This is a genomic window from Algihabitans albus, from assembly GCF_003572205.1.
Lineage (GTDB): Bacteria > Pseudomonadota > Alphaproteobacteria > Kiloniellales > DSM-21159 > Algihabitans > Algihabitans albus.
In genome coordinates, this window is the sequence record NZ_QXNY01000001.1 from 257625 (window position 1) to 269667 (window position 12043).

The following is a 12043-nucleotide window of genomic DNA, read 5'->3' on the forward strand; positions in this document are numbered from 1 at the left end:
GGCTGACCCCGATGAGTAGCTCCGACGCCTATGTGATGCTGATGTCCAGCCTGCCGAAACCGGGGCCGTTGTTCGTCGCCAAGCAGACGCCTCTCTCCCGGTTGAAACTCAATATGCGGCTGCGGGTTCTGACCCCCGAAGAAAAGGAGATGCTGAAACTGGTCGAGCAGGCTCTGCTTTGGCGCCAGCTCCCCATGGAGGTGTCGGACCGCCTGGTGATCGACCGCGGGCGAACCGCCCTGTCCCGCATCGACAACGAAACGCTCCAGTCCATCGTGCGCGACAGGCTGGAGATCCGCACCTGCGTGGCGGCGCTGCGGCGGCGGTCGCGCGGTGAAGGTCCGCCTCCCGCGGGCAACGCTTGGGGCTTCGGGCGCTGGGTCGGTCACATCGCCCGGAACTGGAGCGATCCCGCCTTCGCGCTCCAGGGCGTCTTTCCCTGGCTGCACGAGGCCGACCGTCTCATGGCGCGCAACGACAGCATTGCGCTCGAGCGCCTGTTGCTGAGCGAAGCCTACAAGCGACTGCAGCGTCTGGAGGGCGAGCATGCCTTCGATTTCGAAGCGGTGGTGATCTACGTCCTCAAGTGGAGCATCGTCGACCGCTGGGCGCGCTACAACGCAGAAGCCGCAGCCCGGCGCTTCGAAGATCTGACCGAGACCGGTCTCGCGGACTATGCCGCGCTGTCATTCGAAGGAGACGTCCGATGACGGACACAGTCAGGGAACCCGGCGGCGGCAGCAGGGCAGCGGGCACCGCCTCGGGGACGGCGGGAACCGCTTCGCGAAACCATCCGCAGCCAACGGCCCGCGTCGTCGCGGTGCAGGACGATCTCGTCGAGATCGAGGCGGCGGAGGGCGCCGACGGTCAAGCGGGACATCTGGTCAAGAACGAGGTGATCTACATCTGCCCGAGCGCGCCCAACGAACGTGGCGAGCAGGAGCGTCTCAAAGCCGAAGTGCTGCGGGTCCGGGGCGCGACCGCCGATGCACAGGTCTACGAGAGCACCCAGGGCGTCGCCATCGGCGATGCGGTCGAACAGAGCGGCGAGATGCTCTCCGTCGAACTGGGGCCAGGTCTGCTCGGACAGGTCTACGACGGACTTCAGGCGCCCCTGCCGAAGATCGCGGCGCGCTACGGTATCTTCCTGCCGCGCGGCGTCCAGGTTCCGCCCCTGGACGCGGCGCAGAAATGGTCTTTCGTCACGAGCGTCGCGAGCGGCGCCGAGGTTGTTGCCGGCGATACCTTGGGCAGCGTCCAGGAAGGGCGTTTCACTCACAAGATCATGGTGCCCTTCGACTGGCCCGGCACCTTTCGCGTCTCCTGGATCCAGGAAGGCAACTTTCACGTCCATCAGGTCGTGGCGCGCCTGGAGGACAAGGCCGGGCGCGAACGCAGCGTTCGCCTGTCGCAGAAGTGGCCCGTCCGCCGCTCCCTGACCGGGGGCCTTCTGAAACGCAGCCTGTCGCGCCGGCTCTACCCCAACGAACCGGTGATCACGACCCAGCGTCTGATCGATACCTTCTTTCCCATCGCCCGCGGCGGCACGGCCTGCATTCCGGGGCCCTTCGGCGCCGGCAAGACCGTGCTGCAAAGCCTGATCTCACGCCATTCCTCAGTGGACGTGGTCATCGTCGTCGCCTGCGGCGAACGCGCGGGCGAAGTCGTGGAGACGATCAACGAGTTCCCCAAGATGACCGACCCCAAGATGGGCGGCACACTGATGGACCGCACGGTGATCGTCTGCAACACCTCCTCGATGCCGGTCGCGGCCCGCGAGGCCTCGATCTACACCGGTATCACCCTGGGCGAATATTATCGCCAGATGGGCTACGACGTGCTGCTGATCGCCGACTCGACCTCGCGCTGGGCACAGGCGATGCGCGAGACCTCCGGTCGCTTGGAGGAGATTCCCGGCGAGGAAGGTTTTCCGGCCTACCTCGAGTCCTCCATCAAGGGAGTCTACGAACGCGCGGGCGTGATCGAGACCAACGACGGTTCCGTGGGGAGCCTGACCATGATCGGCACCGTCTCCCCCGCCGGCGGCAACTTCGACGAGCCGGTCACCCAATCGACCCTGGCGACCGTCAAGTGCTTCCTCGGACTCTCGGCGGACCGCGCCTACAAGCGGTTTTATCCCGCGGTCGATCCGCTGCTCTCCTGGTCGCGCTATCTGGGCCAGCTCAAGACCTGGTTCGACGCCCACATGGGGGCCGGCTGGACGACACGCGTCGAGGAGATGCAGGCGCTTCTGCAGCGCGGCGACGCGGTCATGCAGATGATGCAGGTGACCGGCGAGGAAGGAGTCACTCTGGAGGATTTCGTGATCCACCAGAAGGCACTCTTCCTGGATATGGTCTATCTGCAGCAGGATGCCTTCGATCCGGTCGACGCCTCGGTTCGGCTGGAGCGGCAGCAGCTCACCTTCAACAAGGTTTACGGTCATGTCACCCGGGACTACCGCTTTACGGACAAGGAAGAGGCGCGCGACTACTTCACCCGTCTCACCGGTCTCTTCAGGAACTTCAACTATGCGGCGGAGGACTCGCCCGACCATGCCGACCTGCTGAAGCAGGTCGACGCGATGGCTGCGACGGCGCCTTAGATCGAACCGCGTTCGCACGATGAGCATCGGATGAGTCCGGCGCTCGACACCGAAGGTCTGTTGTTCCTTCCAGCGCGCTCAGACGGTTACGGCGCTTACGAAGCCTCCCTTGTCACCCTCCGTGGCCAGGACAGGGACATCTTTTTGCCGCCAAAAGATATCAGCCCAGTGCTGCCGGCCAATCGCTGACGGGCCGTGCGGCGGGACGCAGCGGCAGGCGGACCGCTTCGGCGCCGCCTGTCTTGCGTGCTCTCTATGCGAGACCATATGAAGCTTATTCAGCGGCGACTCGGCCGCCGCCTGGCACGCTGAGCCATTCGGTGCCGGACCAGCCGCTATCCCTAAGAGCCGACGGGCCCGACGAGGTCTGTCGAACGCCAAGACCGCCCAACCGGGTGGCCGGCATTGTCAGAGGCGTCCATGCATCCGCTATTCGGTAGTGCCCCTCACGTTCTGCTGAAGGCTGCGACACAGGGCGGCGGCGTGGCGCGGAATCGCTTGCCGATGTTGGCGCTGCTGTTGCTGGCGACCGGCTTGCGATGGCCACTGTCCCTCACGGAGCAGGCGGTTCAGGCTTCGAAGCTGGCGCGGGCGCGCGGGCAGATCCAGCCGGTGTTCATCATCGGCCACTGGCGCAGCGGAACGACCCACCTCTACAACACCTTGAGCCAAGGCGACTTCGGTTATGTCACTCCGATCGCCGCCGGTCTGCCGTGGGATCAGGCGGGACTGGCGGCGGGACTGAAGCCGCTTCTGGAGCGCATGCTTCCGAAACGGCGTTTCATCGACAATATCCCCGTCACACCTCAGTCGCCTCAGGAAGACGAGGTGCCGCTCGCCAACATGACAACCCTGTCGCTCTACCATGCGCTCTACTTTCCGCAGCGCTTCGAGGCGACCTTCCGCCGCGCCGTCTTCTTCGAGGGAGCTGAACCTGCGGAAATCGAGGCCTGGGAAGCGGCACTGGACTACTTCCTGCGCAAAGTCTGGCTGCAGCAGGGCCGTAAGCAACTGCTGATCAAGAACCCCGCCTATACCGGCCGCATCGATCGGCTGAAGACGCTCTACCCCGAGGCCAAGTTCATTCACACGGTGCGCAATCCATTCGAGGTTTTCGTGTCGATGCGCAATTTCTACGCCAAGCTGCTACCCCGATTCGCGCTGGCCAATTATGATCACATCGATATCGACGACTTCATACTGAAGACGCACACGAGGATGATGCGCGACTACCGGACCGCCTGCGCCAAGATCCCGGCGGGCGATCTGGTCGAGGTGCGCTACGACACGTTGGAGGCCGATCCGATGGGCACCATGCGACAGGTCTACGAAACTCTGAGTCTGCCCGGCTTCGCCGAGACGGAACCGCGATTTGCCGCTTACCTGAAGTCGGTCGACGGCTACAGGAAGAATCGCTTCACACTCGACGCCCGGACGATCGCGCGCGTCTCGGAGGCCTGCGCCGACAGTATCGACCATTGGAACTTCTCGACGCCGCAGCCGCGAACCGCTGAGGCGGCGGCTTGACCAGCTCGTCGGGCCCGCCGGCGATTGCCGTGCGGCGACGCTCCAGACGACGCTCGAGATTGCGGACGGCGGCCTTGACGGTCGGACTGACGGCTGCGGTCGGAACGCTGGCCTTGGCCACAGGCGTTCAGCCGAACCTTCTGACTTCGTCTGAGCCGAGTGGCCGTTTGGCCGCCTCCTGCCAACCCTTGACAGTGACGGATGCCGCCACGGGCGTACCCCTGCGCGGTATCGAAGATTTGGTGGCGCTGCCGGACGGGTCACTGCTCTTGTCCGCCCGTGACCGCTGGGCCCTTGAGAGCGGAGAGCCGGAAGGCATCGGAGCGGCAGGTCCGAGCGGGCTCTTTCATCTCCGCGGCGATTGGGCCGGAGAGCTCGGAATCGGCGACCAAAGGTCTTTGCAAGCCAAGAACCTGACTGCCCGGATCTTACCGGTCTTCCGCCCGCACGGGATCGATGCCATCGCCGGAAATGACGGAACGATCCGCATCTTCGCCGTCAATCGTGCCGGCGGCGACGAGCAGAGCTCGACAGGGATCGATGTTTTCGACTTCCGGGAGGAGCGACTGCAGCACGTCACGCGGATCGACGACCCACGGCTCTGTCGAGCCAACGACGTCGCCGCAATCGATGGTCGGCGCGCACTGGTCACCCTCGACACGGCGGCCTGCGATCGGATTGGCAATTGGCGTGAACTGGTGTTCGGACCGCCCGAGGGATCGGTTGTACGCCTGACACTGCCCGATCCGAAGGACAGCGGCTCTCTTGGCGAAGCGCAGCTAACGCCCGTCGCCACAGGCCTTCGCTTTGCCAATGGCATCGCCATCGGCGACGGATCGGTCTGGGTGGCCGAGACTCGCGGCCAGAGGCTGCTGCGTCTGCCGCTTGCGACGGCTTTGGAAGACGGTACCGAGCCCGAAACGAGCCCCGCTTCTGCTTTCGCGCGGATCCCTCTACCGGCCTCTCCCGACAACCTGACAATGACCGGCGCGGGCGATCTGCTGGTAACGCAGCACCCCTCCCTGCTGCGCCTCGCGCTGCATCGCGCAGCCTGGCTGCGTCGGGAGGGAGCCGGCACCCGTGTCGACAGGCTCGCGATCGACGAGTCGGTGGAGGCCGAACCGCGCTTGGAGTGGTTGGACCCGAAGGGTGCCATGCTGTCGGCAGGAACGGTCGCCCTTGAGGCGTCCGATGGCCTGGTTGTCGGTTCCGTAACGGCCGCAGGTTTAGCTTGGTGCCCCGAGCCGGGCCAAACTTGAGACGAGCGATGGTCGAGACAAGCCATGTCTGAATCTACTTTACAAGACTCCACCTCTCGAGACCTGAGGAACCGTTTAAGCGTCGATCTGGTCACCGGCGGTCACGGCTTTATCGGCCGCCATCTGGTTCGGCAGCTCCAGCGCGGCGGTCGGAGCGTGCGCATTCTGGATCTCACGGAACCGGCGGACGCGATCGCGCCCGCTGTGGAGACGATCGTCGGGTCCGTGACCGACCCGACTATCGTGGCTCGCGCCGTCCAAGGTGTGGAGCGGGTGTTCCATGTTGCCGGCGACCCCAACCTCTGGCGCGCCGACAAGGCCGCCTTCGATCGCATCAATCACCAGGGGACGCGCCTGGTGCTAGACGCGGCAGCCGCAGCCGGCGTCCGCGCCTTCGTCCATACCTCCAGCGCCGCGATTCTACCGTTCGGCCGGGTCTCGACGCTGCTGCCGGATGACGACGCGGACAGGCTGGCCCCGGCAACCATGCCCGGGCCCTATGCGCGTTCAAAACTGGCGGCGGAACGCGCCGCCTTGGCCGCGGCACGGAACGGTTTGCCGGTGACCATCGTCAGCCCGAGTCTGCCGATCGGGGCCGACGACAGGTATCTGACGCCGCCAATGACGATGATTCGCGATCTTCTGTACCAGCGGACACCGGCCTACATCGACTTCGACGTCAGTTTCATCGATGTCCGCGATCTGGCGCGCGGCCTGATCTACGCCGCCGAGCGAGGCAAGCCGGGTCATCGCTACGTTCTGGGCCATCCGCCGATGAGCTTTTCAACATTTCTAGAACGGCTGGAGGCGATCAGCGGCGTGGCCATGCCGCGCCGGGTCCTGCCGACCGGCTTGGCCCTGGCTGCGGCCTGGGTGTCGGAGTTCCTGGCCGACCATATCACCCGGCGGCCGCCCCGCGCCTCGCTGGAGGGCGTACGAATGGCGACGCCGCCGATCCACCTGCCTTTCGAGGACTCGGCCCGGGCCCTGGGGCTCGATCTACGCCCCCTCGACGAGTCTCTGCGGACCGCCGTGGCCTGGCTGCGGGCCAGCGAGGAGGACCAGAGTCGACGTCGGGCGTCCCAGGGGGCCGACTAAAGAGAACTCTCGAGCCAGGAAATGCCGTTACGGTCCGGCGGCCTGCGGGGCGAGGCTGTCGTCCGGACTGTCGTCGAACAGACCGAAAGTCCAGTTCCGGCCCGGTGCCGCCTCGAACAGGCTCTTGGTATAGGCATGCTGCGGATCGGCGAAGAGCTCCGCCGTGCGGCCCGACTCCACCACGACGCCGCGATGCATGACGGCAACGCTGTCGCAGACCTGGGCCGCGACACGCAGGTCGTGAGTGATGAACAGCATCGCCAGATCGAACTTCTCGCGTACGTCGTCCAGCAGCTCCAGAACCTGCGCCTGAACGGACACGTCGAGGGCCGAAACCGCCTCGTCGGCAACCAGGACTTCCGGCTCCATGGCCAAGGCGCGCGCAATGCAGATCCGCTGACGTTGTCCGCCGGAGAACTGATGGGGGTAACGCTCCACCGCCTTGGGGTCCAGACCGACCAGATTCATGAGATCGGCTGCGCGCTCCCAGGCCTTCTTCTTGGAAAGCCCAAAGTTCATCGGGCCTTCGACGATCGACTGGCCGACCGTGCGCCGGGGATTCAGCGAACGGTAGGGGTCCTGAAAGACGATCTGCACCCGGCGGCGATGATGACGGAGCAGGCGTGTCGGCAGCAGCGCAATGTCGTCGTCGTCGATGAAGATCTGGCCCCCGGTCGGGTCGATCAGGCGGACGATACAGCGCGCCACGGTCGACTTGCCGGACCCCGACTCGCCGACGATGCCCAGTGTCTCGCCGCGACGCACATCGAGGGTGACGTCCTTGGCCGCATGCACCTCGCGCGCCTTCTGGAAGAATCCGCCGCCGCCATAAACCTTGTTGAGGTCACGGGTCGAGAGCACGATGCGGTTCTTCTCCGCCTTCTCCCGGTGCCGCGGCGTCAGACTGGGCACGGAGGAGATCAACATGCGGGTGTAGGGATGCTGCGGGGACTTCAGCAGACGTTCCGTCGGTCCCTCCTCAACCACCTTGCCGGTCTGCATGACCACCACCCGGTCCGCGATATCCGCGACCACTCCAAAGTCGTGGGTGATGAAGAGCACGCCCGTATTGTGTTCGCGCTGGATGTCCTTGATCAGCTTGAGGATCTGCGCCTGAGTCGTGACGTCCAGCGCCGTCGTCGGCTCGTCCGCGATCAGCAGGGCCGGCTCCAGCGCCAGGGCCGCCGCGATCATGATCCGCTGACGCTGGCCGCCCGAGAGCTGATGGGGATAGCTGTGACGCATCTTCAGCGGATCGGGCAGACGCACGGCCTCCATCACCTCGAGCACGCGGGCGGCGCGCTGCTTTTCCGACAGGTCGGTATGGATGCGCAGCACTTCGTCGATCTGGTGTCCGACCCGGTGCACCGGGTTCAGAGCCGTCATCGGTTCCTGGAAGATCATCGACATACGGGCCCCGCGCAGGTCGCGCAGCTGCTGCGGCGTCTTCTCCAGAAGGTTCTCGCCCTGCAGTCGGATCGCCCCCTTGACCGGGTTCAACTGCTTCCGTGGCAGCAAGCCCATGACCGTGTGAGCCGTTACCGACTTGCCGGAGCCGGACTCGCCGACCACGCAGAGAATCTCCTGCTTGTGCACGGCAAAGGAGACATCTTGCACCGCGTAGGATCGGTCCGCGCCGGCCGGCAGCGTGACCGAGAGGCCGTCGACCTCCAGGACGGGCTGTTCGCTGGTCATCCCCGCCACCTCACATCTTCTTCGCGATGCGGGGATCGAGAGTGTCTCGGAGGCCGTCACCCAGGATATTGACGGCGAGCACCGTCACGGCGAGGGCGATGCCCGGAAAGAAGATGATCCAGGGCGTCAGTTGGAAGTAGGCGCGGCCCTCGGCCATGATGTTGCCCCAGCTCGGAACCTCCGGCGGCGTTCCGGCTCCGACGAAGGACAACAGCGCCTCCAGCAGCATCGCGGAGGCGCAGACGTAGGTGGCCTGCACGATCAGGGGCGGCACGGTATTCGGCAGAACATGGCGCAGCAGGATCTTCGGCAGGGGCGTGCCGACGGAAATCGCCGCCTCGACGTAGGGTTCCTCGCGGACCGACAGCACCATCGCCCTGACCAGCCGCACCACGCGCGGGATTTCGGGAATGGTGATGGCAACGGTCACCGTGACGAGACTGGCGCCGGACAGAGAGACCAGGGCGATCGCCAGCAGAATGCCGGGAATCGCCATCAGACCGTCCATCACCCGCATCAGGATGGCGTCGAGCAGCCGGATGTAGCCCGCAATCAGGCCGATGATCAGGCCGAAGAAGACGCTGAGCCCCGCCGCCGACAAGCCGACGATCAAGGAGATACGCGTGCCATAGACCGTGCGGCTGTATATGTCCCGGCCGAACATGTCGGTGCCGAACCAATGTTCGGCGCCGGGCGCCTGCAGCCGTTCGATGGGATTGAGCGCGATCGGATCGCTCGGTGCCACCACCGGCGCGAAGACCGCGATGAAGACCATGACGATCAGCAGGCTGCCGCCGATCCCGATGGTGGGATAGCGCTGAAAGACTTGCCGCCGCAACGCCGCGGCACGGGCGCGGAAACCGCCCTGGACAGAGTCGCGTTCGATCAACAGGGTCAATAGCGGATCCTCGGGTCGATCAGCGTGTAAAGAATGTCGATGGCCAGATTGATCAGGATGTAGACGAAGCTGAACATCAGGATCAGGCCCTGGATGATGGGATAGTCGCGCTTGAGGATGGCATCGAGGACAAGCCGGCCCAGACCGGGAATGTTGTAGACGCTCTCGGTGACGACGACGCCGCCGATCAGCAGCGCGACCCCGATCCCGATGATGGTGACGATAGGCACCGCGGCGTTGCGCAAGGCGTGGACGATCAGCACCTTCCACTCGAGCTGTCCCTTCGCCCGGGCTGTGCGCACGTAGTCCTCGTCGAGCACTTCCAGCATCGAGGCACGGGTGATGCGGGCGATCAGCGCGATATAGATCACGCTGAGGGTCAGCGCCGGCAGAGTGATCGATCTGAGGAAGGGAACGACGCCCTCGGAGATCGGCCGATAACCCTGAACCGGCAGAAGGCCGGCTTTCAGCGAGACGAAGTAGATCAGGATATAGCCCAGCACGAAGACCGGAATCGAGAAGCCGACAACGGCGAAGAGCATGATGCTCCGGTCGATCCAGGTGCCCGCCTTCCAGGCGGCGATGACCCCCATTGGCACCGCGACCAGGATCGTGATGATCAGCGTGGTCAGGGCCAGCATGAGCGTCGGTTCGAGCCTCTGCGCGATCAGTTTGGTGACCGGAAGGTTCGAGAAGATCGAGATGCCCAGATCGCCCTGCATCAGGGTCCAGACCCAGGTTCCGAACTGGATGTGTATGGGTTGATCCAGCCCAAGCTTGGCGCGGATTCTCTCGATATCGGCCGGACTGGCATAGTCGCCGGCGATCACGGTGGCCGGATCGCCGGGACTGAGATGCAACATTAGGAACACGAAGAGAGCCACCACCCCCATGACGGGGATGGTGGCCAGAAGCCGTCGGGCGATGAAACCGAGCATCGGTTGGATCAGCTCTCTCTTCGTAGCGAGACTAGTTTTTGGAGACGTTCCAGAAGAACTGCACCGGCGACTTGATCAGGCCGGAGACGTTCGACCGATAGGCCACCGGGTTGAACCAGGTGCCGAAGTTGGCATGGGTGACGACCTGAAGCGCGCGAGCATGGACCTCGTCGGCCAAGGCCTTCTGCACGTCGGGATCCGTCTCCTTGGAGAAGGCGTCGCGCAGTTCTTCCAGCTTCGGATCGTCCGGCCAGCCGAACCAGGCCCGCTCGGTGCCGCCGGTCGAGAGCCCGGTGTGGGTCACGGGGTTCGAGATGTCGCCGCCGATCCACCAGGTGTGGAAGACGTTCCATCCGCCGTCGACGACCGGATCCTGCACCGCACGGCGCGAAGTCAGCGTCGCCCAGTCCATGGCCTGCAGCTCGACCTCCATACCGATATCGCGCAGGGTCTGGGCGGTCACCAGGCTGGCGGCATTCAGAACGGGGATATCGGTGGCCTGCAGGATGACCACGGGCGTCCCGTCGTAGCCACCCTCTTCCAGCAGCTTCATCGCCGTTTCCTTGCTGGGGTTGACCAGCAGGTCGGCTCCCGCCGTGGTCTCGAGCGGAGAGCCGCAGGCGTAAAGCGAAGTGCAGATGTCGAAGTACTCGGGATCGCCGATCGCCGCCAGCATGTAGGTCTCCTGATTGACGGCGGCGACCACGGCCTGGCGGACTTTCTCATTGTCGAAAGGCGGATGCAGGTGGTTCATCCGCAGCATGCCCTGGTTACCCAGGGGATCGAGAACCTCGACGACGATGTCGCTGTTCTGCTGCAGGATCGGCACAAGATCGACTGGCGGCTGTTCCCAGTAATCGACCTCGCCGTTCAGCAGGGCGTTGAGGGCGGTGGTCTGGTCGGGAATGTAGAGCCACTCGACACGGTCGACCTGAGCCAGCTTGCCGCCGGCCGCCGCGCTGGGAGCCTCTTCGCGCGGATTGTAGTTCTCGTTTCGCAAGTAGACGACCTTGGAGCCGGGAACCCAATCTTCCTGGGAGAACATGAAGGGTCCCGAGCCGACGATCTCCGGCACCTGCTCGAAGGGATCGGTGTCGGCGAGACGCTTCGGCATCATGAAAGGAACGTTGGAGCTGATCTTGCCGATCGACTCGAGCACCAGGCCGTAAGGCTCCGACAGCGTCAGGACGATGGTCTTCTCGTCGGTCGCCTCCAGCGACGCGACCGTGTCCATCAGCTTCTGTCCCATGCCGTCGCGGGCGCCCCAGCGCTGCAGGGAGGCGACGCAATCCTCGGCCGTCACGGGGGTGCCGTCGTGCCACGTCAAGCCGTCGCGCAAGACGAAGGTCCAGGTCAGCCCATCCTCGCTGACCTCCCAGGTGTCGACCATCTGGGGCTGCGGCTCCAGGTTCTCGTCCATCGCAAAGAGCGTGTCGTAGACCATGTAGCCGTGGTTGCGGGTGATGTAGGCCGTCGTCCAGATGGGATCGACGTTCTTGAGGTCGGCATGCGGGATCACCCGCAGAACCGTTTCGGCCTGTGCTGCCTGGGCGCTCAGTCCCACAGCAGCGCCGAGCGCCACCGCCGCAGCCGTGAAGACGCCGAAGCGCCGCCTTGTGATACTCGCCATCGAGAGCCTCCTTGTTGTCTTTTGGGACCCTGTCCGGATGACCTGCACGCCAGGTCACACGACGCGCCTTGGTCTTGGGGATCACCCCGGGTCCTATGCTTAACTTTCGTTTAACCTTCAAATCCTGTGCCAGCCGGCCCGGCGAAGCGAGTCCGAAGTCTCAGATCGCCGAAAAAGCTCGCGTGACGAGCAGCGCCAAAGGCAATCATCGCATCGGAGTTTAGAGAGCGAGCGCCCGGCCCGGCATATCGACTGCTGAAAAATCAGACAGTCTGTCTATTGCGTGCCTAACATGCCTGCATTGTATCCAATAAAGCAGCGGTCCAAACGCTCAGATCCCGTTCCGCCTTGGACTGTTGACCGGCAGCTGCGATTGCTGCTTCGTGCTCGTCC

General features: G+C 64.6%; 9 protein-coding genes. 5 read left to right on the top strand and 4 right to left on the bottom strand.

Annotation, left to right across the window (positions count from 1 at the left end; all coding sequences use genetic code 11):
• The first annotated feature begins 11 nt into the window (after window positions 1-11).
• The 5 genes from DBZ32_RS01215 to DBZ32_RS01235 all read left to right on the top strand — a co-directional run bounded on the left by DBZ32_RS01215 (window position 12) and on the right by DBZ32_RS01235 (window position 6489).
• Window positions 12-710, top strand: a complete 699-nt coding sequence (locus DBZ32_RS01215; RefSeq protein ID WP_119165298.1) for a hypothetical protein — start codon at window positions 12-14, stop codon at window positions 708-710.
• A complete protein-coding gene (locus tag DBZ32_RS01220) occupies window positions 707-2605 on the top strand; it encodes a V-type ATP synthase subunit A (protein ID WP_119165299.1) in 1899 nt (632 codons plus the stop codon). Before DBZ32_RS01215 ends, DBZ32_RS01220 begins: the two co-directional genes overlap by 4 nt.
• 420 nt (window positions 2606-3025) lie before the next feature.
• The gene (locus tag DBZ32_RS01225; protein WP_119165300.1) at window positions 3026-4132 is read left to right on the top strand and encodes a sulfotransferase family protein; all 1107 of its coding nucleotides are present in this window, start codon (window positions 3026-3028) and stop codon (window positions 4130-4132) included.
• 74 nt (window positions 4133-4206) lie between these two features.
• Window positions 4207-5391 (top strand): SMP-30/gluconolactonase/LRE family protein, encoded by a 1185-nt coding sequence (locus DBZ32_RS01230; protein WP_162906502.1) that lies wholly within the window; start codon window positions 4207-4209, stop codon window positions 5389-5391.
• 24 nt (window positions 5392-5415) lie between these two features.
• On the top strand, window positions 5416-6489 hold the full coding sequence (locus DBZ32_RS01235) for an NAD-dependent epimerase/dehydratase family protein (RefSeq protein WP_119165302.1): 1074 nt from the start codon (window positions 5416-5418) through the stop codon (window positions 6487-6489).
• A 27-nt stretch (window positions 6490-6516) separates the two neighbouring features.
• Here DBZ32_RS01235 and DBZ32_RS01240 read toward each other — a convergent pair whose 3' ends face one another.
• From DBZ32_RS01240 to DBZ32_RS01255, 4 genes are read right to left on the bottom strand one after another with little or no spacing between them, the layout of a single operon-like run.
• Window positions 6517-8184, bottom strand: a complete 1668-nt coding sequence (locus DBZ32_RS01240; RefSeq protein ID WP_119165357.1) for a dipeptide ABC transporter ATP-binding protein — start codon at window positions 8182-8184, stop codon at window positions 6517-6519.
• 10 nt (window positions 8185-8194) lie between these two features.
• Window positions 8195-9082 carry an ABC transporter permease gene (locus DBZ32_RS01245; RefSeq protein ID WP_407923482.1) on the bottom strand — a complete coding sequence of 296 codons (888 nt, stop codon included), beginning with the start codon at window positions 9080-9082 and terminating at the stop codon, window positions 8195-8197.
• Window positions 9079-10020: an ABC transporter permease gene (locus DBZ32_RS01250; protein WP_119165303.1), complete on the bottom strand. Its 942-nt coding sequence runs from the start codon at window positions 10018-10020 to the stop codon at window positions 9079-9081. The genes DBZ32_RS01245 and DBZ32_RS01250 overlap by 4 nt, the downstream gene beginning before the upstream one ends.
• 31 nt (window positions 10021-10051) lie before the next feature.
• Window positions 10052-11650, bottom strand: coding sequence for an ABC transporter substrate-binding protein (locus tag DBZ32_RS01255; protein WP_119165304.1), 1599 nt, complete (start codon window positions 11648-11650; stop codon window positions 10052-10054).
• Between the last annotated feature and the right edge of the window lie 393 nt (window positions 11651-12043).

Coding starts and splice junctions, on each gene's coding strand:
- DBZ32_RS01215 (WP_119165298.1), top strand. CDS start 12: ATGAGTAGCTCCGACGCCTATGTGATGCTGATGTCCAGCCTGCCGAAA.
- DBZ32_RS01220 (WP_119165299.1), top strand. CDS start 707: ATGACGGACACAGTCAGGGAACCCGGCGGCGGCAGCAGGGCAGCGGGC.
- DBZ32_RS01225 (WP_119165300.1), top strand. CDS start 3,026: ATGCATCCGCTATTCGGTAGTGCCCCTCACGTTCTGCTGAAGGCTGCG.
- DBZ32_RS01235 (WP_119165302.1), top strand. CDS start 5,416: ATGTCTGAATCTACTTTACAAGACTCCACCTCTCGAGACCTGAGGAAC.
- DBZ32_RS01240 (WP_119165357.1), bottom strand. CDS start 8,184: ATGACCAGCGAACAGCCCGTCCTGGAGGTCGACGGCCTCTCGGTCACG.
- DBZ32_RS01250 (WP_119165303.1), bottom strand. CDS start 10,020: ATGCTCGGTTTCATCGCCCGACGGCTTCTGGCCACCATCCCCGTCATG.
- DBZ32_RS01255 (WP_119165304.1), bottom strand. CDS start 11,650: ATGGCGAGTATCACAAGGCGGCGCTTCGGCGTCTTCACGGCTGCGGCG.